Annotated in this window: 18 protein-coding genes; 8 read left to right on the forward strand and 10 right to left on the reverse strand. The window is 45.4% G+C overall.

Annotated elements, in window-relative coordinates; translation table 11 throughout:
* From IQ270_RS16150 to IQ270_RS16160, 3 genes are all read right to left on the reverse strand, one after another.
* On the reverse strand, window positions 1-1,148 hold a 1,148-nt coding region (locus IQ270_RS16150), incomplete at its 3' end, for a class I SAM-dependent methyltransferase (RefSeq protein ID WP_193974182.1).
* A gap of 270 nt (window positions 1,149-1,418) precedes the next feature.
* On the reverse strand, window positions 1,419-1,523 hold the full coding sequence (locus tag IQ270_RS31145; protein WP_228056423.1) for a type II toxin-antitoxin system HicB family antitoxin: 105 nt from the start codon (window positions 1,521-1,523) through the stop codon (window positions 1,419-1,421).
* A 106-nt stretch (window positions 1,524-1,629) separates the two neighbouring features.
* Window positions 1,630-2,814 carry an NAD(P)H-quinone oxidoreductase subunit H gene (locus IQ270_RS16160; RefSeq protein ID WP_193974183.1) on the reverse strand — a complete coding sequence of 395 codons (1,185 nt, stop codon included), beginning with the start codon at window positions 2,812-2,814 and terminating at the stop codon, window positions 1,630-1,632.
* A gap of 197 nt (window positions 2,815-3,011) precedes the next feature.
* On the opposite strand from IQ270_RS16160, the gene rsmH reads away from it, so the two are divergent.
* The 3 genes from rsmH to IQ270_RS16175 all read left to right on the forward strand — a co-directional run bounded on the left by rsmH (window position 3,012) and on the right by IQ270_RS16175 (window position 6,559).
* Window positions 3,012-3,914: a 16S rRNA (cytosine(1402)-N(4))-methyltransferase RsmH gene (gene rsmH, locus IQ270_RS16165; protein WP_193974184.1), complete on the forward strand. Its 903-nt coding sequence runs from the start codon at window positions 3,012-3,014 to the stop codon at window positions 3,912-3,914.
* 219 nt (window positions 3,915-4,133) lie between these two features.
* Window positions 4,134-5,807, forward strand: a complete 1,674-nt coding sequence (locus IQ270_RS16170) for a SpoIIE family protein phosphatase (RefSeq protein ID WP_193974185.1) — start codon at window positions 4,134-4,136, stop codon at window positions 5,805-5,807.
* A gap of 329 nt (window positions 5,808-6,136) precedes the next feature.
* Window positions 6,137-6,559, forward strand: coding sequence for an anti-sigma regulatory factor (locus IQ270_RS16175; RefSeq protein WP_193974186.1), 423 nt, complete (start codon window positions 6,137-6,139; stop codon window positions 6,557-6,559).
* Window positions 6,560-7,118: 559 nt separating this feature from the next.
* On the opposite strand, the gene IQ270_RS16180 is transcribed toward IQ270_RS16175, so the two are convergent.
* Window positions 7,119-7,553 carry a nuclear transport factor 2 family protein gene (locus IQ270_RS16180; protein ID WP_193974187.1) on the reverse strand — a complete coding sequence of 145 codons (435 nt, stop codon included), beginning with the start codon at window positions 7,551-7,553 and terminating at the stop codon, window positions 7,119-7,121.
* A 486-nt stretch (window positions 7,554-8,039) separates the two neighbouring features.
* Complete coding sequence (locus IQ270_RS16185; RefSeq protein WP_193974188.1) at window positions 8,040-9,002, reverse strand: orange carotenoid protein N-terminal domain-containing protein; 963 nt, start codon at window positions 9,000-9,002, stop codon at window positions 8,040-8,042.
* Between the two features lie 209 nt (window positions 9,003-9,211).
* Here IQ270_RS16185 and queG point away from each other — a divergent pair, with 209 nt between their 5' ends.
* Both queG and IQ270_RS16195 read left to right on the forward strand, forming a co-directional pair.
* Entirely contained in the window at window positions 9,212-10,180 is a 969-nt protein-coding gene (gene queG, locus IQ270_RS16190; protein WP_193974189.1) for a tRNA epoxyqueuosine(34) reductase QueG, read from the forward strand.
* A 383-nt stretch (window positions 10,181-10,563) separates the two neighbouring features.
* Window positions 10,564-11,202, forward strand: coding sequence for an HAD-IA family hydrolase (locus IQ270_RS16195; RefSeq protein WP_193974190.1), 639 nt, complete (start codon window positions 10,564-10,566; stop codon window positions 11,200-11,202).
* 412 nt (window positions 11,203-11,614) lie between these two features.
* Here the strand turns inward: IQ270_RS16195 and IQ270_RS16200 are convergent, their stop codons facing one another.
* Window positions 11,615-12,442, reverse strand: a complete 828-nt coding sequence (locus IQ270_RS16200; RefSeq protein ID WP_193974191.1) for an SWIM zinc finger family protein — start codon at window positions 12,440-12,442, stop codon at window positions 11,615-11,617.
* A 167-nt stretch (window positions 12,443-12,609) separates the two neighbouring features.
* Entirely contained in the window at window positions 12,610-16,005 is a 3,396-nt protein-coding gene (locus IQ270_RS16205; RefSeq protein ID WP_193974192.1) for a DEAD/DEAH box helicase, read from the reverse strand.
* Between the two features lie 681 nt (window positions 16,006-16,686).
* Between IQ270_RS16205 and IQ270_RS16210 the strand changes: the two genes are divergently transcribed.
* A complete protein-coding gene (locus IQ270_RS16210; protein WP_193974193.1) occupies window positions 16,687-18,840 on the forward strand; it encodes a polyribonucleotide nucleotidyltransferase in 2,154 nt (717 codons plus the stop codon).
* 622 nt (window positions 18,841-19,462) lie between these two features.
* On the opposite strand, the gene IQ270_RS32140 is transcribed toward IQ270_RS16210, so the two are convergent.
* From IQ270_RS32140 to IQ270_RS16225, 3 genes are all read right to left on the reverse strand, one after another.
* Entirely contained in the window at window positions 19,463-20,812 is a 1,350-nt protein-coding gene (locus IQ270_RS32140; RefSeq protein ID WP_339384189.1) for a Rid family detoxifying hydrolase, read from the reverse strand.
* 120 nt (window positions 20,813-20,932) lie between these two features.
* Window positions 20,933-21,082: a hypothetical protein gene (locus IQ270_RS16220; protein WP_193974194.1), complete on the reverse strand. Its 150-nt coding sequence runs from the start codon at window positions 21,080-21,082 to the stop codon at window positions 20,933-20,935.
* Between the two features lie 240 nt (window positions 21,083-21,322).
* The gene (locus IQ270_RS16225) at window positions 21,323-22,561 is read right to left on the reverse strand and encodes an LL-diaminopimelate aminotransferase (protein WP_193974195.1); all 1,239 of its coding nucleotides are present in this window, start codon (window positions 22,559-22,561) and stop codon (window positions 21,323-21,325) included.
* Window positions 22,562-22,730: 169 nt separating this feature from the next.
* Here IQ270_RS16225 and IQ270_RS16230 point away from each other — a divergent pair, with 169 nt between their 5' ends.
* A complete protein-coding gene (locus IQ270_RS16230) occupies window positions 22,731-23,822 on the forward strand; it encodes a hypothetical protein (RefSeq protein ID WP_193974196.1) in 1,092 nt (363 codons plus the stop codon).
* Window positions 23,823-24,295: 473 nt separating this feature from the next.
* Window positions 24,296-24,585 (forward strand): DUF3352 domain-containing protein (locus tag IQ270_RS16235; RefSeq protein ID WP_193974197.1); only part of this gene is annotated, 290 nt, incomplete at its 3' end.

Raw genomic sequence — 24,585 nt, forward strand, 5'->3', positions numbered from 1 at the left:
CCCTTAGACTGCACCAAAACCCCAAAACCCCCCAAACCCATCGGATCGATCGCCCGATGCAAAGCCTCCCTGCGCCGCAACAACGTTACCACATCCAATATACTTGTGGATAGAGCAGCAATACGATCGCCCAAACCCAAAGCCATCAAAAACAAAGCCTGCTGAGTAAACCCTACCACATCCAAACCGCACAATTCACCCTGCTTTTCCAACGCCGTAAAATTAACATGAGCCGTCAAATCCTGCCGCCCCACATTAACATAAGGATTATTGTGATATCGGTGGCGGTAATAACACTGTAGCGTCCCCTCGCTGCGCCTCGGATTGTAATAGCGGTGCGCCGGATGGCCATAATCAATCGTTAGCAAATATCCCCGCTGCAACTTTCGAGCAACTGTACACATCCAATCCAAAGCTGCTAAATTTACCTCACTGCGATATCCATCCCCGTAAACACTCGCCGACAAATCGACTCCCAATAACTCGAAATATTCAGCAATTCTAGGCGTGGAAACTTCGCCAACCACTTCAACAAAATGTATTTCTGGTTGATTTTTTGGTGTTTCTGTGGTAATATATATTTCCCTAATTTGCTCTTCTTCGAGAATAAATTGATGCACGGGGAAAGCATCGACTAATTCATTGGAAAAGAAACAACCGACAATTGAGTTGTCAACTATTTCATTCCAATTACACCATTTAATACACGAAAAATTACCTAAGATTTGCCGTTGTTCCGCTTGCAGTATTGGCGAAATTTCAATAATTATGTATGTTAAAGTTTTAAATAAGTCGGGATGTTGCTGTTGCAGGTATTGCAGCACATTTTCGGCAAAGATTCCCCGCCCAGCGCCCATTTCGACGATCGCAAAGTTTTGAGGTTTGCCTAGAATTTCCCACATTTCCACGAACTGCTCTGTCAAAACCTCGGCAAAGTCAGCACCCCAATGAGAGGAAGTGATAAAATCGCCTTGTTTGCCGATCGACTGCCGATCGGCATTATAATAACCATACTGCGGGTGATATAGTACCAAATCCATATATTCCGCAAAGGTAATGCGCCCCTGTGGAGTCGCTGCAATTCTTTCGCAGATTAAATCGCAGAGTTCCGGGTTACTGTCATTGATATCTGATTGCTGGGATTTCATAGTTTATGGAATCAAAGTTGATGTTAATTTGTTTATGAAATAAAGATTTTTTTAACCGCAGAGGGCGCAGAGGACACAGAGGAAGAGAAAAAACAGAGGTTTTGATTGATCTGCGAAAATTTGGGTTGCTATACATGACTTAATCAGAATTTTTGTATATTAATTCATCACTTTTTGAATGCCTACAAACTTAGGTAATTTTTAATAACCTTCTTTTTTTAAAGAAAGTGCAATAATTTCTTTGATCTTGATCGTAAACTCATCAATAGTTTATCCTTGACTGTAACAGGCTTGTAGCTGTGGAACTTCCCCGACATAATAGCCATCTTCATCTCGTTCGATGATGACGTATAACTCTCGTTTGCTGACATTCATCCTGCAACTTCTTTGTTCTTGAATTTTTCAATATCATTCATTATTAACAGTAAGGGCTTTAGTTCTACTCGTTTAATAACTAAAGCCCTTAATGCTAACAGTGGCTTTACCGATCGACCGAACCCATGATAATATCGATACTACCCAGGATCGCCACCAAGTCCGCAACCTTTACACCGCGCACGATATGGGGCAAAATCTGCAAATTGTTGAAATCCGCAGCCCGAATCTTCCAGCGCCAAGGAAATGTACTATCGTCGCCGATAATATAAATACCCAACTCACCCTTCCCACTCTCAACCCGCACGTAATGTTCGCCCTTGGGAATCTTGAAAGTCGGCGCAACTTTTTTGCCAATAAACTGATAGTCAAAACTGTTCCACTCAGATTTTGGCCCGCTTTCTAAGCGCTTCGCTTCTAAGTTTTCGTAAGGGCCGCCGGGGAGTCCTTTCAAGGCTTGATAGAGAATTTTAACTGACTCGCGCATCTCCCGAATCCGCACCAAATACCGGGCCAAACAATCGCCAGCAGCTTCTGTACAAACATCCCACTCGAAGTCGTCATAACATTCGTAACGATCGACTTTTCGCAAATCCCAATTTACGCCGGAACCGCGCAGCATGGGGCCGGATAGTCCCCAGTTAATCGCTTCGGCGCGAGAGATTGTACCCAGTCCTTCAATCCGGCGGCGGAAGATCGGATTGTTGGTAATTAAACGTTCGTATTCGTCAATTTTTGGCAGGAAGTAATCGCAGAAATCTTGGCACTTATCTACCCAACCGTAGGGTAAATCGGCAGCAACTCCCCCAATGCGGAAGTAGTTGTTGTTCACCATGCGATAACCTGTGGCTGCTTCCCACAAATCGAGAATTGGTTCGCGATCGCGCATAGTATAGAAAAAAGGTGTTTGCGCGCCCACGTCCGCTAAAAACGGCCCTACCCACATCAAGTGGTTAGCAATCCGGTTCAACTCCAGCATAATTACCCGAATATAACTAGCCCGTCTGGGGACAGAAATATTTGCCAATTTTTCCGGTGCATTGACTGTTACCGCTTCGTTAAACATCCCCGCAGCGTAGTCCCAGCGGCTCACGTAGGGGACGTACATCACGTTGGTTCGGTTTTCGGCAATTTTTTCCATGCCGCGGTGCAGATAGCCCAAAACAGGCTCGCAGTCCACTACATCTTCGCCGTCCAGGGTGACAATTAACCTCAGTACCCCGTGCATGGATGGGTGGTGCGGCCCCATGTTGAGCACCATCGGTTCGGTTCTCGTCTCAATTCTTGACATAATAATTGGTAATGGGTCAGTTGGCAGTTGACAGGAAAGCAGTTGGCAGTTGGCAGGAAAGCAGTTGGCAGTTAACAATTACTATTTGTTATTGGTTATTTGTCGATCGATTACCAATAACCAATAATAATTGATGACTGCTGACCGATAGCTGCTGACTGCTGACTATTGTTGATTTTTGTTTCGCTTTATAGATTATGAAGGATATCGAGCTATCTGAGAAGGATACCCCTGGATCTGATGTTAGTGTTGACAGCTATCACGTTCCAGTTTTGGGTCAAGAATTAATTGCGGGTTTGGCCGTGCGTCCGGGGGGCCGCTATTTGGATGCGACGCTTGGGGGCGGCGGACACACGAGTTTGATTTTAGGGGCGGCGGCTGATGTGACTGTGGTGGCGATCGATCGCGACGAACAAGCCATCCGTTTTTGCCGGGCCCGATTTGCCAAGGATCCAGTTGAGTTTTGGCACGGCAATTTTGCCCAATATCACTCTCCTGATGCCGAATTTGATGGTATAATAGCAGACTTGGGCGTAAGCTCTGCTCAGTTCGATACACCGGAACGAGGCTTTAGTTTTCGCCACCGGGCTCAACTAGATATGCGTATGAACCAGCAGCAATCTTTGACGGCCCAAGAGATTATCAATCACTGGGAAGAAGTTAAACTAGCAGATATTATTTACAAATACGGTGAGGAGCGATTGTCGCGGCGCATTGCGAGGCGGATTGTCGCACAACGTCCTTTTGAAACTACTACAGAACTCGCAAGTGCGATCGCCTCTACTTTCGCGCCCAAGCAGCGCAACGGTAGAATCCATCCCGCTACCCGCACTTTCCAAGCTTTGAGGATAGCTGTCAACTCAGAACTAGCGTCTTTAGACAATTTCCTCGATCGATCGCCTCAATGGTTGAAACCCGGTGGGAGAATCGGAATTATTACATTTCACAGTCTTGAAGACCGACCGGTCAAGCACCAACTCAGAGCAACACCCTGTTTGCAGGTACTTACAAAAAAGCCGATCGTGCCACAATCAGAAGAAGTAGCTAGAAATCCCCGCTCTCGTTCTGCTAAGCTCAGACTGGCAGAAAAATTAACTTGATTCGACACTAAGGCGAGTAAAACACGAGTTCCAAACCAAGGCGGGGTCTGATAAGACCACTCCCGGATGCCAGTTCCCAATATCCTTGCGGTATCACTAATATGGCACTGACCTATAAAACCCAAAGCCCTGATGCTGATTCGGCTCCGCTGAATCAGCCAAGGGTACTTGACAAGCTAGTTTTAGACCCGATCAATTCGCCTAGGAGTAAGGGATAGCATGAGTCGGGGAGATGGAAGCAAGCTGAAACTAATGGTAGTCGATGACGAACCCGACAACTTGGATTTGCTGTACCGGACGTTTCGACGCGAATTTCAGGTTTACAAAGCAGATAGCGCCCTCAGCGCCCTGTCCGTTCTAGACGAACAAGGCGAAATGGCGGTAATTATATCTGACCAGCGGATGCCGGAAATGAATGGCACCGAGTTTTTGGGGAAAACAGTCGATCGCTTTCCTGATACGATTCGGATTCTGCTGACTGGATACACAGATGTTGAAGACTTGGTAGAGGCAATTAACGCAGGTCAAGTTTTCAAATACATCACCAAACCGTGGAATCCAGAAGAACTGAAATTAGTTATCAATCAAGCGTCAGAAACTTACAAATACTACAAGCAGCGCAGCGTTGCACTGCGTCGCGCTTTACGCAAAGAATCTCTGTTCAATGAGGTGATGAGCGTGATTCGCGGGTCGCTAGATTACTCTAGTATGGTACAAACTATTGTTCAAACCGTAGGTCAAACTTTTGAGGCCAACTATTGTATGCTGCGGCCGGTAGAGGGCGATCGACTTTTACCGAGTACCTTCCCCTATCAAGCCCAAACTGCCGAAACCAGCAGCTTTTCTTTTGATGAAAATTTGCTGGTGCAAGCCGTAGCCAGCCGCCAAACTCAAGTCAACCCCAACAGTGGGGGCGACGCTAATTCGGTTGAGATTGCTGTCCCGCTGACTTATCAGCAAGACTTGTTGGCGGTACTGGCTCTGTGTCAGATAGGCGGCACTAATCCTTGGTCGGAAGAAGAGATAGAGTTAATAGAAGGTGTAGCAGCTCAAGCTGCTCTGGCTCTGTCTCAAGCTAAGCTCTACCAGCGGACTCTGGATTTGGCCAAGCAGATGCAAAATGAGTTGGAAGTGGCTCGCCAAATCCAAACAAACTTGTTGCGCCAAAGTTGGCCGGATTTTGAAACAGTCAAGGTGCAGGCTTGTTGCTATCCGGCGCGGGAAGTTGGGGGTGACTTTTTTGAAGTCTACGTCCACTCGCAAGGGGATATTTGGATAGCGGTGGGTGATGTTTCCGGTAAGGGTGTTCCGGCTGCTCTATTTATGGCTAGCGCGATTTCGGTGATGCGGCGAGAACTTTCTCAAGAAGTTTCTCCCGAACCCGATCAAGTTATGCAGAACATGAATAGCACTATGTCTGACGACCTGATCGGCAACAACCACTTTATTACAATGGTTGTAGCTCGTTACACTCCGTCAACGGGACACATGGCCTTTGCTAATGCAGGTCACATTTACCCAATAGTTTGGTCGAATTCAGAGGTGAAAGCTCAAGCCGCTAGCGGTGCAGCGCCGGCAGAGCCGAATTTCCTGAAAGCTCGCGGCATTCCCTTGGGGATACTGCCAGTTTGGAAAGGTAAAAGCGGTGCGATCGAATTAAAATCAGGAGATGTATTTCTGCTGACGAGTGACGGGATTACTGAAGCTACCGTGACCACCGAAGCAGTCCCTGGAGGCGAACCAACCCGTTCTATGCTACAACAAGAGGGGCTTTGGCAACTCTTGATTCAGGAACCAGGTTCTTTCAACTTGGACAATTTGTTGGCTTACATCCGAGCAGACAATCCAGTTCAAGAAGACGATCAAACTATCCTCTCTCTGGAGGTTCTCTGAATCTGTCAGCAATTCCCGACAAATAGTCGGGAGCTTTGGATCTCAAAAACTGAAGCTCTCGGTTGACAGTATACAGATTACCGCATCGAAGGCTGGCGATCCCATAGGTGCAAGCTTCGCTAACGGCAAAAGTTACAGAATTATCGCCTCAACGGCTAACTCTCAACTCATGCTTTTTGGTTAATGCTTTCGGCGAAAGTCTATTGCCTCGATCGCCCGGTATTGAGTATCCTTCATGTAGCGACAAATATCAACGCCAAATAAATTCGGCTTGTCATATTTCAACCCTGGTCTGAAGACGCAGGTTTCCAAATTTACAGGATTTTTATATGAATACTGAGCTTCATGTGCCAAGCGACTTGCGGTTTTTAACAATTGTTGAAAATTGGTTGCTGAGCAGTTTGGAAGTTGAGCTAGGAGAGCACGTCGATTGGCCTCGTCAGTCGAATCGTTTGCGCTTGGTGTTAGCAGAAGCCTATTCTAACGTGATCCGCCATGCTCACAAAGATCAACCCAATTTGCCGGTGTTAATTCGCTTGAATTTAAAAAATCGCGATATTGGTTTAGAAATTTGGGATTACGGCAAAGGTTACGAAATGGATACTTACAATCCCCCGAGGCCGGAAGCTAAACAGGAAAGCGGTTATGGCTGGCTGATTATGAGCAGACTTATGGATCGGGTGGACTACAGTTTGCAACTAGACGGTCGCAACTGTCTGAAGTTGGAAGCGAGTTTGGCGGAAAAATCTTAATTAGCCGTTAGTTGTTGCTCATTAGTGATTAGTCATATCATGTCCGTTCGATTACCCTGGCCGGTGGTAGGGGTTCCCCTAACCAAGAATATATGCCAATAATTGATCGTCTCAAAAACCCGCGCGAGCTTTTAATCTCTGTCGATCGGACATGATCTAATTAGTGATTGGCAATACACTTTTTGAATAGAGTGGCTGTCTGTGCCACGGCGCAGTGACAGCCAATTTTTCGTGCATTCTCGTATCGTGCTAGGCTGCAAGCTCGTCATTAGTCAGTAGTCATTAGTCAGACGCACCCACTAAAATCGAGCTCATTCGGAAGCGTTAATCTTTGTTAATCTGCCCTCATCTGCGGTAGAAAAAAGAGAATGTAGTAACGGCAGATGACAATGGATTCACGCAGATGCACAGAAGAGAGATATGAAGAATTCCGATGTTAACAGATTTGATCTAAAAAGCCGATCTCTGCCTCAGTTAGGCAAAAAGAACGATCGCCAGAAGCATTACGTGCGATCGACAGATAGAACCCAAATCAGCAAATTAAATCCGAAACAGCTTATTAAGCATTAAAATTTTTGTGGGGCCGCAAATTTAGCAACTCTTGGGGAGAAGCTAACAGCTTGACGGTGGCAGAAAGGATTTCTCGGTGAGAATTCAGCCGGAACAGCCATCCGACATTGACACCAAATGCGGAAGTTTGCACCCGACCGCTGACCTGAACTTCAACTTGGTCATCTTCTAAGATTTGGCTGATACCTTCCTGCGGTGCGAGCTGCATTCCTCGCGCTTCTTTTTTTAGATAAGCGGCGATCGAGCTTTTACCGATAATTGGCTCTTCAAACGGCGCGTGCAGAACTCCATCCTCAGCAAACAAATTAGCCGTAGCTGCAAAATCGCCCGCGTTTAAAGTTTCAAAATATTGCAGCACTACTGGATTTGTAATGCCTGCAATCTTTATAGAGTGAGTTAAAATAGGCTTAGTTGTGGCAGTCATATAATAAGAAGTGATTGCAGATAGATGAATGAATCTAATGTAATCGCTATCTTTGTTGCAGCAAATCCCTCAAAAGATATAGGTAGGGCTGGGGAGAAATTATCAGAAAAAAATCAGCAACATACAGCAATCTCAAATCTCAAATTGTATAAATCCACAGGCTTAAGTGGTTCCCAGACACAGCCTGGGAACCGAGAGCGACGAGGTAGAGCCTCGCTGGGAAAAAAGCAGGCTCTTCCAACCGATGTGCGTTACCAGGTATAGCCCATTGGTAATATCGTTTCCGGTTAGAAGGGATTTAACCGCTGTTGGCGCTCTTGGCGCAGAGAGAGAATAGACAGATGAATGCAGCACGGTGCTGCCGGATTTGATATAACGAGCAGAACGAGTTGAAAAATCGAAAATCTCAAGTTGTAAAAACCCAGATACTTTTAAAGCATCTGGGTTTGGGCGCAAGTCTGTTTTACAAAGACCAAACAGAGTATTTTATTTGCGGATCAGGTTGAGCAATTCTTTCGGAGATGCCAACAAGTCGATCGCCACAAAGAAAATTTGACCTTGGGGATCGAGCATAAACCGCCACGCGATGTTCATACCCACATTCGAGCCGAACCAAGGAGTTTCGACTTTACCGGTAACTTTTACTTGGCGGTAGCCATCTTCTGCGGGTTCAGACACGCCTTCCTGTGGCATCATTTTCAGTCCGATGCACTCTTCCCGCATATAGTTGAGGATAGCTTCGCGACCGACGATCGGCTTTTGGAAAGGCGGTTGCAGGGCACCTTCTTGGGCAAATAAACCGACGGCTGGGGTGAAGTCGAAAGCATTCATGTAGTCGATGTAGCTGAGCACTGTCTGCTCGGTGATACCCTTAATCTCAGTTTTCACCCGCTCTGCTACTGCAGTGGGAGTGCTGCGGGGGGCAGCTCGTTTGCCGTACTCTTGGCTGAAATCCGGATCGTAGCCCATGTGAACTACGGTGTTGCGAAGTACGGTAATTTGTTGACCCGGATCGAGTTTCTTGATGGTTTCGAGAACTGTGGTGGCTTCGGGAGACATTTGATAGCCAGGGGGGATGGGAGCGACAACGCCCTGCTTCATCAACTGTCCCAACTCGTACCAGAAACCGAGTTTGGTGTTGACGCGCAAGGATGTGTAAATCCGGCCGATTGAGGTGTCGGCGTTGCTGGCGAGGTCAAACATAGTTTTGCTTTGGTCTGCAGGCGACATCTGCTTAATGTCGTTGAGTACGCCTTCGACCAGCGCCATGCTGGCTACTCCGGGAGCTGCTGCGGTGATGGAGATGCCCATTTCGGTGTAGGCATACCAGAGCAGTGCGAGTTGGTCTTCAACGCTGAGTTTGTAGAACGCTTCGGTGGTAGCGGGAACAGCGCTCGCAATCTCGGTGTTGGAAAAAATTGATTGAGCTGATTGAATACTAACTGCCATGTGTATGCTGTGGGATTCGCTGTTGGTTTTACTTGCAGACTTGAATTGACGAACCCATTTCTCCTTTAATTACATTATGTAACGTTTATGACATTTTTTAGATCAAATTTATAAATATAAAGATTGTGAAACTATGATTGATTCTGTCCCCAAAATCCTCTGAAGATTACTAGACTTATTGCAAATTTTGTGCTGGGGTTGCTAATTCAATGAAAATATCAATTAATCGCGATCGCATTCAGCAAAAAGCCCTAGAGTTGGGATTTCACAAAGTCGGAATCGCCTCAGCAGACGCAGATGTCGATCTAGAAAAACAAAGATTGCAGGCTTGGCTGGATAAAGGTTATCAGGCGGATATGGCATGGATGGCTAACCCGAAACGCTCCGATATTCGATCGCTCATGCCAGAGGTGCAGTCATTAATATGTGTTGCCATTAACTACTACACGCCCCACCAGCGCCCCGAGAATCCCCTGTTGGAGGGGGGGGACGGTGCAGCGGTCAAATATGCTAAAATCTCTCGCTACGGTTGGGGACGGGATTATCACAGAATTTTGCACAAAAAACTCAAGGTTTTGGCAAATTGGGTGCGATCGCAAGGCGAGGGAATTGAAGCGCGGTACTATGCTGATACTGGGCCGGTTCAGGATAAAATGTGGGCGCAGCGTGCGGGGATTGGTTGGATTGCTAAAAATGGTAATTTAATTTCGCGGGAATACGGTTCTTGGGTGTTTTTGGGCGAAATCTTGACTAATTTGGAGTTAGCGCCTGATACTCCTCACACCGAACATTGCGGTAGTTGCACTCGCTGCATTGAGGCCTGTCCGACGGGAGCTATTACTGAGCCTTTTGTGGTGAATGCCGATCGGTGTATAGCTTATCATACGATCGAGAATCGAGCCGAAAAACTCCCAGACCAAATTGCATCTAATTTACAAGGTTGGGTAGCAGGTTGCGATATTTGTCAAGATGTTTGTCCTTGGAACCAGCGATTTGCTCAACCAACTGATGTGGCAGAGTTTGAGCCTTATTCTGAAAACATAGCGCCGACACTTGTGGAATTAGCAGAGATTTCCGACGAAGAATGGAACCGCCGATTTACAGCTTCGGCGCTGCGGCGAATTAAACCAGAAATGCTGCGTAGAAATGCCAAAGCAAATCAAATCAATAGTAATTAGTCATTAGTCCTCAGTCAGTGGTCATTAGAGCTAATATATTAGACAAGATTGTACTCATTTCCCAATTGGGATCGAAAATAGCTTAAGCACCTCCTACAGTCCTCTATCCTGTAAGGAAAGGAAATAGAAGGAGGCAGAGCATCGGGATCTGCATTACCAGGCTCTGCCTGGTAACGAGAAATATATTAGACAAGATTGTACTCATTTCCCAATTATCTTGAAAGACCTCTGCGTTTATTTCTGTTGATCCGGCTTACATCTGCGATTTATGTATCAATGAACGATTGATACAATCTTGTCTGTTCTCTTCTAGAATGCAGTAAATCATCCGAATATAAAATATAAAATAGTATGATTCCCCATTCCTTATTTGCTATTGTCGCATGACCAAAGTAATTATTTTTGATTTTGACGGTACTTTAGCAGATACAATTGATATTCTTCTGAGCATCACCAACCGTTTGTCAGCAGAATTCGGCTTTAAGTCTGCGACAAAAGAGGAAGTCGCTCAACTGAGCAATTTAACTTCTTGGCAAATTCTTCGTTATTCGGGCATTTCTATCTTCAAATTACCGCTGCTGATTAGAAAATTGAAAGCAGAGTTACGCAGTGAAATTTCAGAAGTTCAATTATTTACCGGAATTAAAGAAGTTTTGCTGGAGTTGAAAAGTCTGGGGTTTCAACTGGGCATTATCACATCTAATTCCAGAGAAAATGTCTTAGCAGCGCTGGATAATAACAATTTACAAGATACTTTCACGTTTATTTATTCTGGTTCAACTTTCGGGAAACATAAAGTTATTAATAAATGGCTCAGAAAAGAACACATAAATCCTGAAGAAGTCTTTTATGTGGGAGATGAGATTAGAGATATAGAGGCTGCTAGAAAAACTGGAATTAAAATAATTGCTGTAGGTTGGGGTTTTAATTCTCAGGAGGTTTTGGCTTTAAACCATCCCGATTTTTTGATTGAACGTCCCCAGCAATTGATCGAGATTATGAGTAATCTGGGAGGAGTGTAAATTTATGTAAACAAATATTTCAAAAGTTAAAGTAGTAAAAACTTTATGTCCGGGCAGATTGAAAAAAGGGATTGAGGCTGATATAAATATGAAGGATACAAGATTTACTCGATCGCTCAAATAAAGAGGAACAGTATTATGTCAGCATTTGAAACTTTCTTGACATTTAGCTTGGCTTCAACTTGCGCGGTGGCTACTTTGGCAACTTGGCTGCGTTTCACCTATCCGCCTTCTGTTAAACGCAATTAATTGCATGATTTTTTGAAGTTGGTATGAGTAACCGGGTTTCTTAGACTTTGCGTCATTCCCAGAAACCCGGTTTCTCTCGATTTTTTTTGCCACCCAGCAAATATTTTATGAGAAACCGGGTTTCTTAGACTTTGCGTCATTCCCAGAAAGAAAGAATAATTTGTTAGTCTCCTTCGCCCCGTTTTAGTGCTGCTAAAACGGCTTGCTGGCTAACTGCTTGGTAGATTTTGCTAAAATGCTGCTTGATGGCGTCAGATGCGGGAGAAGATTTGCTAGCTGTTTGTTTGCCGTCGGTTGCGAGGGGAATAGGGCCTAAAATATCTAATACTGTTTCGCTGCTGGGCGGCGGTACAATTACTACTAGAGATGATTCTAACTGCTGGTTGTATTCCCAAAAGCGATCGACCTTCGGCAATTTAGCATTCGCAGTGGAGGAATTGTCGCCAGTGTTTAGCTGGAAATTTTCCTCTGCTTGGGTACCCCGTCTCTGGCGGAGTGCAGTCAAAATTTGCTCTTTGGTTCTTCCCCGCAGTTGAAACAGTACGAAGGGGTCTTCGCCGAAGCGATCGCCCAATAAGTAGTATACTGCACTGATATGTTTGCAAGGATTTTTCGGGTCGGGACAGCTACAGCGCGATCGAATATCTGACAAACTTAACGGAAATAGCGTTTTTCCCGCCGCCGCAAATACATCCTCAATATTGTGCGGCATTTCCCCGGCTAATAGTTTAGCCGAAAAAACCGCTCTTTGCGACATATTTTCAATCACATAATCCCAATCTTCATCAGTTAAGGTATCGAGTCCTAAAGAAACTTGATATGGTTTAGGATCTGTTCCTTGAACTATGGCAATTACTTCTTGGTTGGGAAATTTAATGCTGAGAACTTTACCTTCCCGCGCATATTGCCAGCCACGTTCTAAGCGCTTTTTGAAGCGGTACGTATTGATCAAATCGAGCCATTGTTGTGTCCACCATTCTCTGTCAATCATAAGCGGAAGGAAGAAGGAAGAAGGAAGAATGAAGAAGTAAGAATTAAGAATTAAGAAGTAAGAATTAAGAATTAAGAATTAAGAATTAAGAAGTAACAAGAAGGTTTGTAGTGAGGACTTTAGTCCGCATTCAAGAAAAACTGAAGTCCTCACTACGAACCTAAAAATTATTCTTCTTCTGTTTCTATAATAGCATCGCGATCGAGAATTAGTAAATTGCGAAGTTGGTCAGTATCGAGTTCAGTCAGCCAGTTTTCCCCCGCGCTGACTACTTGTTCGGCGAGAGCTTTTTTGCTTTCGATCATATCGTGAATTTTCTCCTCTAGCGTACCCGTGCACACAAATTTGTGTACTTGCACGTTGCGAGTTTGCCCGATGCGAAATACGCGGTCAGTTGCTTGATTTTCTACTGCGGGATTCCACCACCTGTCGTAGTGGAAAACGTGAGTTGCTCTGGTTAAATTGAGGCCAGTACCGCCCGCTTTTAAGGATAATATCATAATCGGTGGGCCTTGGGGGTCGTGTTGGAAGCGATCGATCATTTCTTCCCGCTGCTGTTGCCGAATTCCGCCGTACAAAAACAAAACTTCTCGCCCTAAATGCTTTTCTAGATGCGGTTTCAAGAGTTTTCCCCATTCAGCAAATTGAGTAAAAATCAAAGCCCGATCGCCCTCAGCAACCACCTCTTCCAACATTTCCACCAACCGCTGCAATTTCCCCGATTCTTGGCTGTTAATGCTCAATTCTTTCGGCTTAGCTTCTGCTTTCACAAGAGCCGGATGGTTGCAAAGTTGCTTGAGTTTTACCAGCAAAGCCAGAATCATTCCCCGGCGCTGAATGCCTTCGGCTGACTCTAAATTAGCGATTGACTCTTCGACTATTTTCTGATATAATGCTGCCTGCCCAGCAGCGAGACTGCAAAATACAGTCATCTCCTGTTTTTCCGGCAAATCTTGGATGATTTCTTTGTCAGTTTTCAGGCGGCGGAGGATGAAAGGCCGAACGAGCGATCGCAAAGTATGCAATGATTCTCTATCTCCATATTTCTCGATCGGAATAGCAAAACGGCGCTGAAAGAAATTGCGCGGCCCCAAATAGCCAGGATTCAAAAACTCCAAAATTGACCACAATTCTTGCAGCCTATTTTCCACCGGAGTTCCTGTCAGCGCAATTCTAAAATCTGCCTCGATTTGCCGCACCGCCTGCGACTGCTTCGCCTCGGAATTCTTAATATTTTGGGCTTCATCCAAAACCAATCCCTGCCATTTAGTGCTTTGAATTTCCTTAGCATCGCGAAACACCAGGGCGTAACTGGTAACTATTAAATTTTTGCCCTTAATTGCCGCCGCAAATGCTTTGCCTTTAGCGCGTTTGTCTCCGTGGTGAACTAACACTTTTAGCGTCGGCCCAAATTTCTTGACTTCCCGCTCCCAATTGCCCAATACCGATGTCGGACACACCAATAATGTCGGCGCTTCTAGAGAATTTTGTTCTTGCAAGTGCAGGAGGAAAGCAATTAGCTCAATGGATTTTCCCAAACCCATATCGTCCGCGAGACAAGCACCTAAACCCCAGCGTTCTAAGAATGCCAACCAGCCAACTCCCAACGCTTGATAGGGCCGCAATTCTCCCCGGAAACTAGCCGGAGTGGCGATCGCACTTACGGCCTGATTATCGCTTAAAGTATTCAACAATTCCTGAAGTTGACCCGTAGCTTCAAAATTCACCACAGGCAATTTCTCGATCATCTGAGAATCGCCCGAAGCCAAACGCAAAGCATCCTCCAAAGAAAGAGTCATTTGCTCTTTGCGACTAGCAAAAAAAGTTTGAGCAGCTTTCACATCGGTGGCGCGCAATTCCACCCACTCGCCGTTAATTTCCACCAAAGGCGAATTCAAAGCCACCAATCTGTCAAATTCTGCCTTAGAAATGCGCTGTCCGCCGATCGTCAATTCCCACTTAAAATTTAACAGACTTTGCAAACCCAACCCCCCCTTGGCCGGAGTCACTTTCGGAGTTTCCGCTTGAATGCTCAAACCCAAACGACTCGCCCAACCGTCAGTATGAGTCAAAGTCGGCGGCAAAACCACGCCCAACCCGCTATCTGCAAACCGCCAAGCCACCGACTTAATAAACTCGTAGGCTTGCAGCGGATTTAATTGGCAAGATTGAGGGCGCTGTGCTTGCAAACTCGGTTCAATTAAAGGATAAAGTTTCGATGCTAAACCCAAGCCTCCAAGCAAAGTTTCTTGTGGCAATTCGATTGTCCGCCCCGCATAAGCAAAACGCTCGACAGAGTTGTTCCACACAGTTGTCGCGTCTACCAAAAAATCAGTTTCATCTACTGCTTGCAAACAATAATTTAAACTCCAGTTAACTTTACCCGGAGACGGCGGTATCAGTTGAAAGCAAGTGCGAAATTGATTTTGTTGAGACAGTTGGTTTTGCAGTGGCGCACTCCAAACGCTCAGCTTGTTTGCCAATTTTTCTAAAGCTGCTGATTCTGCTTGCACGAGCCCAGATTCTTGCTGCAAAGCTTGCAGCCATTCGCGGGTTGGAGAAACTGTTTTGATGTCTAAAGTTGAGCTACCAGCCGTTAGCGCAGCCCTCGAAGAGGATCGCACTTCACTATCTATAATACTACTCAAAAAGCCTAACACCAAATCCTGTGCCCCCACAGGCAAATCCACCGCTAAAGCCAATTCCCCAAATTCTTCTTCCCCTCTTCCTTCTTCCCCTCTTCCTTCTTCCCCTCTTCCTTCTTCCTTCTTCCCTCTTCCTTCTTCCCCTCTTCCTTCTTCCTTCTTCCTTCTTCCTTCTTCCTTCTTCCCTCTTCCTTCTTTTTTCTCCTGATATATTCGACAAGCCGTCGGCATTTGCCTAGAAAAAGTAGCTAGACGGAGAATATCAGTAGAACTATCTAACAAAGGTTGCCATTTAGCAATAGCAGAACCGTCGGATTGTGTCTCCAATGCTGGCAAAAATTTGCACCTCGCCAACAAATCCAAACTCCACCTAGCAATATGAGACCAAAAACGCAAATCTGAACCGACAAAAGAGTCTGCTTCTGTGCTATTGAGCGGCAATGATTGCAAGAACACAAAAGCTGCTTGAGGGTTGAGTAAATAACCTTCGACTTGCCAAGGATAAAGATAAATTTCCTCAGTTTTGGCTGGTTCATCCAGTGATGCTGCTGAGTGCTGCGGCATCAGAGTTGCCTTGTCTGCCGAGATTTGGGTGGGAAGTGCGATCGCCCGAACTTGCTTCTGAATCGATAAATTTTCCTTCGCAAATGCTGCGGTTGGACTTTTGGGCGATCGTTTAGTTTTCTGAGTTTTCGCCGGAATTTCTGCGGTTTCGAGTAATTGCCAGTTCAGTTTACCCGACTGCTGCAAGGACTTTACGAAAATCTTCAATTCCGCTTCCGTCATTGCCAAGGGGTGCGGCAGACTTATTCCCGATTCAATGGCATCGATCGCCCCTATTTTCCGCCAATTTTCTCCCCAAATAAATAAGCCATTTTTTTGTAAATCGACGATCCAACTACCGTGTAAAATTGCCATTTTGAATATTAGTTATTTGTTATTATAGGAATTCTGGGCAACAAGGTAATTGGCAACAAGGTGATTGGGAATTGGGAATACCCGATCGCCGGTTAGCGAAGCTTGCAGCTATTGGATCGCCCATTACCGCGATCGGGCGTACCTCATTTAACTGAGAAAAGCTCTAGTTATTTGTTAGTTGGTTTCAACTGACATCTTACACAAGTTGCAATCACCTGTAGGGGCCCTTTCGCCAATAGCCTTAAAGCTTGCAAACAGCTTAAATAAACCCGCCCCCACCCGCGAAAAATCGCCTTATTGACATTGCTGCAATATTTGAGTTTCAACTGACATCTTACACCATTTTCAATAAGCTTTTTATCTACCTGACAAGGGTGCAAGATGTCAGTTCCTGTTTGGCTAATGCTATAAAGGCCCAATTTCCAATTCCCTGTTTTGCCTGTTTGGCAGAATCAAGATCCTACCATCTATTTCAGACGTTTGGCAGGCGATCGACCGGATCGTCAATTTTAGAATCCCAAACACCATCAAAGAGTATAAATGCTTACAAGAGCCTTGTCGCCGATCGACCCACAATACCGAATAATCTCTCTGTCTTTTGGCATTGGACTTTCAAACATCCTGTGGTAATGTTACGATCCCGACAGAGAAAGAATGTGGTAGATAAGGAAGCAATCCTACATGGTAGAGATAGACAAGTCAATATCCTTCGATGGAAGGGATATTAGACTGAAGATTGGTTTACTAGCGCCTCAAGCAGGCGGTGCAGTTTTGATTCAGTCGGGTGACACGGCGGTTTTAGTGACGGCGACTCGATCGCAAGGGAGAGAGGGAATAGATTTCCTGCCTTTGTTGGTGGATTACGAAGAGAGACTCTACGCAGGCGGTAAAATTCCCGGTGGATTTTTGCGGCGGGAAGGGCGTCCCCCAGAAAAAGTGACTTTGACTGGGCGCTTGATCGATCGACCGCTGCGCCCGCTATTCCCAAGCTGGCTGCGAGATGACATCCAAGTTGTAGCAACAACCCTGTCGATGGACGAACAAGTGCCGCCGGACGTTTTAGCGGTAACGGGCGCTTCAGTAGCGATACTGCTGGCGAAAATGCCGTTTTACGGGCCGATGGCGGCAGTGCGAGTCGGCTTAGTAGGGGACGATTTCATCATCAACCCCACCTACAGCGAAATCAAAGAAGGCGAGTTGGATCTCGTGGTAGCCGGTTCTCCAGACGGAGTAATCATGGTGGAAGCCAGCGCTAACCAATTGCCGGAACAAGATATCATCGAGGCGATCGACTTCGGCTACGAAGCAACCTGCGACTTGATTCAAGCCCAGCGCGAAATTATGGCGGAATTGGGCATTGACTTAGTGGTAGAGGAACGCCCATCGCCAGATATGGCCCTGGAAAACTTTATTCGCGATCGCGCCCAAGAACCCATCCGCATCATTTTGTCCAGATTTGAAAAAGACAAAACAGTACGGAATGCGGCTTTAGACGAAGTGAAAGCCAATGAAGTCGAATCAGCCATCGCCGAACTCGCCGAAGACGATCCGATCAAAGTAGCCGCCGGCGCGAACACCAAGACAATTGGCAACGTTTTCAAAGACGTTACCAAAAAAATGATGCGGAAGCAAATCCTCGAAGATGGCGTTCGTGTAGACGGCCGCAAGCTAGACGAGGTGCGACCCGTTTCCTGTCGCGTAGGAGTGCTGCCGTCGCGAGTACACGGCTGTGCGCTGTTCAATCGCGGGTTAACCCAAGTCTTGTCCACAGCAACCCTGGGAACCCCGGGCGATGCCCAAGATTTAGGAGACGACTTGCACCCGCAGCAAGACAAACGCTACTTGCATCACTACAATTTCCCGCCGTTTTCCGTGGGAGAAACTAAACCGATGCGATCGCCCGGACGCCGAGAAATCGGTCACGGAGCCCTCGCAGAACGCGCCCTAGTCCCCGTTTTGCCATCAAAAGAAGATTTCCCCTACGTGATCCGCGTAGTCTCCGAAATCCTTTCTTCCGACGGTTCAACATCAATGGGTTCAGTGTGCGGATCGACACTAGCATTAATGGATGCAGGCGTTCCCCTTTCCCAACCCGTCAGCGGCGCGGCAATGGGATTAATCAAAGAAGGCGATGAAGTCCGAATTTTGACAGACATTCAAGCAATTGAAGACTTCTTAGGCGACATGGACTTCAAAGTAGCCGGTACCGACACCGGAATTACTGCTTTGCAAATGGACATGAAAATCAAAGGTTTGCCCTTAGATGTGATAGCCACCGCCATCCGCCAAGCCAAACCCGCCCGACTGCACATTTTAGAAAGAATGCTAGCAACCATCGACACTCCCCGCAAGGAAATGTCGCCGTTTGCGCCGCGTTTGTTAACCCTGAAAATCGATCCAGAATTTATCGGTTTGGTAATTGGGCCCGGTGGCAAAACAATCAAAGCCATCACCGAAGAAACCGGTGTCAAAATTGACATCGAAGACGACGGAACCGTAACAATTGCCGGTAACGATAACGAAAAAGCTCAGCGGGCTTACAACATTGTCCAAGGCATGACGCGCAAGCTGAATGCGGGAGACGTGTATGTCGGCCGCGTAACTCGAATTATTCCGATCGGCGCTTTTGTGGAAATTCTCCCTGGCAAAGAAGGAATGATTCACATTTCCCAGTTAGCGGATTACCGCGTTGGAAAAGTGGAAGACGAGTTAGCTGTGAACGATGAAGTGATTGTCAAAGTGCGAGAAATTGACAATAAAGGTCGGATTAATTTGACCCGCTTAAATATTCATCCCGACGAAGCGGTAGCCGCCCGCGAAGCGTTGAATAAATAGTTGACAGTTGGTAATTGGTAATTGCTTGTGTAGAGTGATTGCTAATTGCTAATTGGTAACTGGTAATTAGTAATTGCTAATTGCTAATTGAGATTAAATCTGATTGTTTCAGATTGATTTAGGAGTAGGTGCGCGACAGATCCAGATCGAAAAGTGCGATCCTCTTCGAGGGCTGCGCTAACGGCTGTGGGAGTGAAGACAGTCGCGCACTTTACCCTCGGCGGTTGAAACTATCTGCGATCGTTTGGCGGTTGAAACCGCTACTATACAAACGAAGTCCGCCTACGCGGACTGAATAAAATATAAAGTATGCTTAGCTGTAGGGTGCGTCGCCATTAAAAATCCCTCAAAAAAATCGACAATTGATCGACGCACCTTACAAAATGGTCAGTATAAACAACCCTCTGCTTAACTCTTGCCCAAAATTTTATTGTACCAAGATTTTTGAGAAATAGTATAACCTAATACGGTTGACTTAAGAACAATCTGAGTTGAGCGTACGTTGTTGCGATCAAAGCGCTCTTTCCTAATATTTATAAAGAGCGCTTTGATCGCAACAACGTACCTAATTTGTCTCACGGGGAAGTAGGGGGCAAGAATTCCGAAGATCGAGTCCTAATAATCAAATAACAGCAATACAATCAATCTCAACTAACACATCCTTCGGCAAACGCGCCACCTCGACACAAGCGCGCGCCGGTGCAGTTTCCGCATCAAAATATTTCGCATAAACCGCATTCACAGCAGCGAAATCATTCATATCTTTGAGAAACACCGTAGTTTTTACGACATCCAACCAAGTCGCGCCGGCTTCTGTGAGAATGGCTTCGAGATTTGCCATAACTTGTTGGGTTTGTTTTGCCACATCGTCGGTGTAGACGATATCGTTTAGTCTAGTGTCGATCGCAATTTGGCCAGCTACAAACAGCATAGTGCCCGTTGCGGCGATCGCTTGATTGTAAGGGCCCACGGGTGCCGGTGCTTTGTCAGTACGAATAATTTTGCGCGTCATAGATTTTCCTGTTTGAGATTCTTGTTGAGAAATTTGTTTGTTGTAGATTTCTATTTTAGAGGTTTCTGGCTGGTAGATTTCTCCATCGGGCATTATTGTACCAGTTAAGTCTGCACTTTTGATATTCCAGCCATAACAATCACACCAACTAAAGTCTACCCTTTTTAAGTTTGCTTCTATCAGATTAGCTCCGGTCAAATTAGAAGATCGTAGATTGGCTCTTTCTAGATTTGCACCTTGCAGACAAGCATATTTTAGATTTGCACTGTCCAGTTTTGCTTGTTCTAAATTGGCATTAGTCAAATTCATTCTTGACAGATTCACTTTGTGCAGATTAGCTTTCTGGAATTTAGCTTTTTGAACTTTGGCCGATGTCAATATAGCCTCATTCAAATTTGCCAGAGTTAAGTCAGCTTCCACTAAGTATGCCTCAGTCAAATCAGCCTTATTCAAATTCGCTTTACTTAGGTTCGCTTTATGCAAAGAAGCTACAGGTATGTCAGCACTATCTAAACTTGCACTGCTCAGATTTGCCTCGTCTAAATTGACACCAAACAATTTAGCGTTATTAAAGTTTGCTCCTGTCAGAGTTCCCCGCTCTAAGTTAGCATAATTTAAAGTAGCACTACTAAAGTTGGCCCAACTCAAATCTGCACCACTCAGGTCTGCCCAACTCAAATTTGCTGAAGAAGCGCCTACTAAACTGCTCAAATTAGCATTGTTCAGGGATGCTTTAATGAGATTGGCATTATTAAAATTTACCCTAGTTAGAGTTGCCTCACTCAAGTCTGTACCGGAGAGATTAGAACCGTATAGGTCTATTCCACTCAAGTCCGCACCTTTGAGGTTTTCTTCTCTAAGGTCTACTGAATGAAATTTTCGTTCTCCTGCTGCGTATCTTTCTAAAAGTTCTTCAGCATCCATAAATAACCTCGATCGCCATTCCGCTACACCCCACATTCCCAGCTTACCACCAAAACCCTACGAACCCCCAATACCCATCCTAAAATACCTGGTTTAAAGTTGTCTACTCCTGTCCACAACCAGCTCCAAGTTTTTTGAGCCGACAAATCAATGTTTCTAATTCATCCAATTCACCCACTTCAAGATTGGTCTATTCAAAAAAGAAGGCAAGAGTTTTTCTACTTGTTTGAGCCGATTAATTATTGTCGGACACTCCACACTTTTAACATTCTCAATTGCTTGCAAACCGCTATCACTGATATACATTTATACATTTTGAAAAGTTCACGTCTCACCTCTGAGCGAGTAACCTTTGTGAGGTTGTAAATCTTGTTTAACTTTTTTGATGGTAAATTCGCTAGAGGACATTGCTTTTTCACCCTCACAATAAACTATCTATAGCAATCATTGCAGGAGTCGTAATTTTTTTACCCCTCCTACAAGGATTGCTAGATCCGCCAGGGAACTCATTTGCTGGCGGCCTTTCGGTTTAAGCCAGAGATCAGATTAAACTTTAAACTTCTCCACAATCCGTCTCATCGCTTCCTCCACATTCTCCCGACTATTAAACGCCGAAATGCGGAAATAACCCTCGCCCGCCGCACCAAAACCAGAACCCGGTGTTCCCACCACATTGCAAGTTTCCAGCAACTTATCGAAAAACTCCCAACTCGTCAAACCGTGAGGCGTTTTTACCCACACGTAAGGTGCATTTTCGCCGCCAAAAACCTGAATTCCCGCTGCTGTCAATTTTTCGCGAATAATCGCAGCATTTTCCATGTAAAAATTGACTAACGCCTGAATTTGTGCTTTACCTTCTTGAGAATAAACTGCTTCTGCACCGCGCTGGACGATGTAAGAAACGCCGTTAAACTTAGTAGATTGGCGTCGGTTCCACAATTTCCAAATTTCGACATCGGAACCGTCGGCTGCTTTTCCTGTCAAAGTCTTCGGTACAACTGTTAAGGCGCAGCGAGTACCTGTGAAACCAGCATTTTTGGAAAAAGAACGAAATTCGATCGCACAATCGCGCGCACCTTCTATTTCGTAGATAGAATGCGGTAAACTCGGATCGGTAATATACGCTTCGTAAGCCGCATCGAAGAAAATAATCGAATTGTTCGCCTTAGCATAATTTACCCAAGCTTGCAAGTGTTCCTTGGTGGCAGTTGCGCCCGTCGGATTGTTGGGAAAACACAAGTAAATTAAATCGACTTTTTTGTCAGTGGGAATTTGGGCAGTAAAATTGTTTTCTGCGGTAATTGGCAGGTAAACTAAGCCGCCGTATTCGCCATTTTCGTTCGCATCTCCCGTGTGTCCTGCCATCACGTTTGTGTCTACATACACCGGATAAACTGGGTCTGTAACTGCGATCGTATTATTGTTGCCAAAGATATCCAAAATATTACCGCAATCGCACTTAGAACCGTCAGAAATAAAGATTTCCGAAGCATCTATTTCGCATCCCCGTGACTTAAAATCGTGCTCGGCAATTTTCTCCCGCAGCCATTCATAACCTTGTTCCGGGCCGTATCCTTTGAAGGTATCCCGCGAACCCATTTCTGCTACCGCCGCCACCATCGCCTCGCGACAAGCAGCAGGTAGCGGTTCCGTCACGTCGCCAATCCCCAGCCGGATGATGGGCGCATCGGGATTCGTGTCTGCAAAGGCTTTCACCCTGCGCCCAATTTCGGGAAACAGGTAGCCGGCTTTGAGTTTGAGGTAGTTGTCGTTGATAGTTGCCATAGTTCGATCGCTAGTTTGTCGTAAAATAGCTTACTCCTAATTGGCTGTTGACTGTTGACTGTTGGCTGTTGACTGTTGACTGTTGGCTGTTGGCTGTTGGCTGTTGGCTGATTGACAAAAAAATCAACCGACTTGTATAATTAGAATAATGTGCAGCGCAGAAACAATTATGGACGAGATCGAGTACGCCAAACTCTATCAAGAACTGGCGGCAATTCTGAATGAGTTTAATTTAGGTTGGGTAGTTCAACAAGTAGCAGATAATGTAGAGATAGGTAAAGTAATTCAAGAGCGATCGCTCAAAAGAAAGACACCTCTGCTAAAGATAGAAGATTATACCGCAAAAGAACAACTTTTGCTATTAATTGATGCTGTCGAACAAGCGACGGTGAACACTTCCGAAATGGAAGATGAAATTGCTTATTTCTTGAAAGTAGAATCGGAAACCTCTCCCCTCGGCACAAAAATTATCTTTGCCAATTCAGGTACAGAAACAGCCCAAACAATCGAGTTTACGTCCAGCGTGACAGCCCCCCGCCACAAACAGGCGATCGCCCTCAAGCAACTGCTGGAAAAACTTCCCTCAGATCCGAGCAACTACACCGTAAATTCCGAAATTAAAAGCAAACTAAAAAACTCAATAGATCCCGATTTCAACGGAGCGGCAGAACAAGCAAGAATTTTTGACGCTTACCTATTCACCATCCTGCTAAAAGCAGTTGCTAATGAAGGCGGTAATATTTATTACAACAATGTTTTAGACGACGAAACACCAAAATATTTAACCTTTAGAAAAACAGCCGGAACAATCCACGGCATCGCACATCCATACACTCATGCTGTGGTGGAATTTCCTGACAAACCAGCCCTAGAAATTCACCTCGGAGTAAAAGTCCAAGGTAGAGCAGGAGTTCTGCACAACTGCAACGTTTTAATTTTGTACCAAAAAGAAGCGAATATCTGTCGCTTGCTCAACCGCGAACCCCGACACTCGCAAGTAATTTTAGCAGTAAAATCTGAACACAGCACCTCGGAACTTCAACTAGAAATGGCGGGTGCTTTTATTGGATTAGCGTCAGACATTCGCTACGAAGGTGGCAGCTATTTCATTTCTAACAGTTACTCCCAGTCCGTAGCAAAACTGCTAACTACCTCTCGGAAAAAATGGGAACTCAAGATTTTTCCGAGAGCGACAAACGATGTCCACCGCCTGATGTACTCGTTTCAAACGATTTTTAAAGACTTTAAGGCGAGAAACTGATTCATATCAATTCCGGTTGTACCGTCAGGTGATGTTGACGGTTGACTGTTGACGGTTGACTGTTGACGGTTGACTGTTGACTCGAATTTATTATTCCGATGAAGAGAGGATTTGATATCAATTCCGGTTGTACCGTCAGGTGATTGTTGACTGTCAACAGTTAACACTCAAGCATTCAGTTTTTCGACCCGCCCGTCAACAGTCATTCGATTTTAGATTTTAGATTTTAGATTTACCCCACGGATTAATTCGGGGGCTTGAGGATTTTAGATTTTAGATTTTGGATTAATTCCACGGATAAATCTGGTGGCTTGTACCACAGGAGAAATTCGCACGGTCAACAGTCAACAGTCAACAGTCAACAGTCAACAGTCAACAGTCAACAGTTTCTGTTTTTCCTTCTTGTTTCAACATTTGCTACATTAGGCAAGAAAATCATCTATCATGTTGCGAGCACCCAAACCTTACGAATAATGTTTAAGAAAGATAAATCTTCCCTGCTGTTTGCGATCGGAGTCGGCACACTTCTGATCGGTTTAGGCTTTCTCGCGTACTACCTCGTCATTTCCCGCGGGCCCGCCAAAGATTTACCGGCGGGAGCAACGGTTGTCCCCCAAGATGCGATGATGGCTCTATCGATCACTACCGATGAATCGCAGTGGAAAAAACTGCGAGAGTTTGGTACGCCGGAGTCAAAAGCTTCGTTTGAAAGGTTTTTGAGCCAATTGCGCGATCGCCTCCTGAAAAGCAACGGTTACGCCTA

The sequence above is a fragment of the Microcoleus sp. LEGE 07076 genome, from assembly GCF_015207455.1.
Lineage (GTDB): Bacteria > Cyanobacteriota > Cyanobacteriia > Cyanobacteriales > Microcoleaceae > Microcoleus.

What these genes read in the sequence shown, in the direction of transcription:
- IQ270_RS16175 (WP_193974186.1), top strand. Translation starts at nt 6,137, where the DNA reads ATGAATACTGAGCTTCATGTGCCAAGCGACTTGCGGTTTTTAACAATT.
- IQ270_RS16210 (WP_193974193.1), top strand. Translation starts at nt 16,687, where the DNA reads ATGGTAGAGATAGACAAGTCAATATCCTTCGATGGAAGGGATATTAGA.
- IQ270_RS16170 (WP_193974185.1), top strand. Translation starts at nt 4,134, where the DNA reads ATGAGTCGGGGAGATGGAAGCAAGCTGAAACTAATGGTAGTCGATGAC.
- IQ270_RS16225 (WP_193974195.1), bottom strand. Translation starts at nt 22,561, where the DNA reads ATGGCAACTATCAACGACAACTACCTCAAACTCAAAGCCGGCTACCTG.
- IQ270_RS16195 (WP_193974190.1), top strand. Translation starts at nt 10,564, where the DNA reads ATGACCAAAGTAATTATTTTTGATTTTGACGGTACTTTAGCAGATACA.
- IQ270_RS16185 (WP_193974188.1), bottom strand. Translation starts at nt 9,002, where the DNA reads ATGGCAGTTAGTATTCAATCAGCTCAATCAATTTTTTCCAACACCGAG.
- IQ270_RS16220 (WP_193974194.1), bottom strand. Translation starts at nt 21,082, where the DNA reads ATGTATATCAGTGATAGCGGTTTGCAAGCAATTGAGAATGTTAAAAGT.
- rsmH (WP_193974184.1), top strand. Translation starts at nt 3,012, where the DNA reads ATGAAGGATATCGAGCTATCTGAGAAGGATACCCCTGGATCTGATGTT.
- IQ270_RS16230 (WP_193974196.1), top strand. Translation starts at nt 22,731, where the DNA reads ATGGACGAGATCGAGTACGCCAAACTCTATCAAGAACTGGCGGCAATT.
- IQ270_RS16160 (WP_193974183.1), bottom strand. Translation starts at nt 2,814, where the DNA reads ATGTCAAGAATTGAGACGAGAACCGAACCGATGGTGCTCAACATGGGG.
- IQ270_RS16180 (WP_193974187.1), bottom strand. Translation starts at nt 7,553, where the DNA reads ATGACTGCCACAACTAAGCCTATTTTAACTCACTCTATAAAGATTGCA.
- IQ270_RS16200 (WP_193974191.1), bottom strand. Translation starts at nt 12,442, where the DNA reads ATGATTGACAGAGAATGGTGGACACAACAATGGCTCGATTTGATCAAT.
- IQ270_RS31145 (WP_228056423.1), bottom strand. Translation starts at nt 1,523, where the DNA reads ATGAATGTCAGCAAACGAGAGTTATACGTCATCATCGAACGAGATGAA.
- IQ270_RS16205 (WP_193974192.1), bottom strand. Translation starts at nt 16,005, where the DNA reads ATGGCAATTTTACACGGTAGTTGGATCGTCGATTTACAAAAAAATGGC.
- IQ270_RS32140 (WP_339384189.1), bottom strand. Translation starts at nt 20,812, where the DNA reads ATGTGGGGTGTAGCGGAATGGCGATCGAGGTTATTTATGGATGCTGAA.
- queG (WP_193974189.1), top strand. Translation starts at nt 9,212, where the DNA reads ATGAAAATATCAATTAATCGCGATCGCATTCAGCAAAAAGCCCTAGAG.